The 793-nt window shown below is 32.4% G+C and carries 1 protein-coding gene; it reads right to left on the reverse strand.

Features of this window, described 5'->3' with window-relative positions; all coding sequences use genetic code 11:
- Positions 1–82: 82 nt before the first annotated feature.
- Positions 83–439: a YgzB family protein gene (locus U860_RS0130060; RefSeq protein ID WP_025151374.1), complete on the reverse strand. Its 357-nt coding sequence runs from the start codon at positions 437–439 to the stop codon at positions 83–85.
- Positions 440–793 lie beyond the last annotated feature (354 nt).

The raw sequence follows: 793 nt of genomic DNA on the forward strand, positions 1-793 counted from the left end.
CCCTCTTTCTTTATTATATATAGATGTATTCAGTGAAATCTAGGTTGGTATGGATGAAGAAAAACACTGATTAAAGTGCACTTTATCCTTTATAGCTCTTTTTATTGTATTTCTCATCAAATTCTTTTCCTTCTAAACTCGGATCGAGTGTTAAAGGTTGGTTGCAATGCATACATGCGTCGACACGACCGAGCATTTTTGTTGGTTTATCGCAACTTGGACAAATAATATGTACAGTCTTAGTAGATAACATACCAATCCAAAAGTAAACGACAGTACTAGCGATAACAGCTAAAAAGCCAACCATCATAAATGTTGTCATAATAATAATGTTGTCACGGAAAAAGACTCCTAAGTATGCAATGAAGAGGCCGATAAATACTAAACTTAATGCAAAGGTCCGAATTTTATTGATTTTGTTCGAATATTTAATGCTCATTCTCACCACACTCCTATAATAATAATATAACATAAAATTTAGAATTTTCATTCGTATATAAACTTAGTAAAACGATAAGGGGAAAAATAGGAAGGAGTGTAGCTATGTATAAAGAGTGAATGGGAGATATGATGTACTGGAAATATGCTTTTTAAAGCTTTTAACGGGATGTGAAATTTTTTTATGAAAAGTATTGACCCTACATATACTGCATGATATATTAATAAACGTCGCTGATGCGGAAACGCAGAAAACGACAAAAAAGAAATTGAAAAACTTAGTTGACATCGAAAAACGAAGATGTTAACATAAGGAAGTCGCAAATGAGCGACTAAGTAGTTCTTTGAAAACTGA

The organism is Bacillus sp. H1a (assembly GCF_000633475.1).
Classification (GTDB): domain Bacteria; phylum Bacillota; class Bacilli; order Bacillales; family Bacillaceae_G; genus Bacillus_A; species Bacillus_A paramycoides.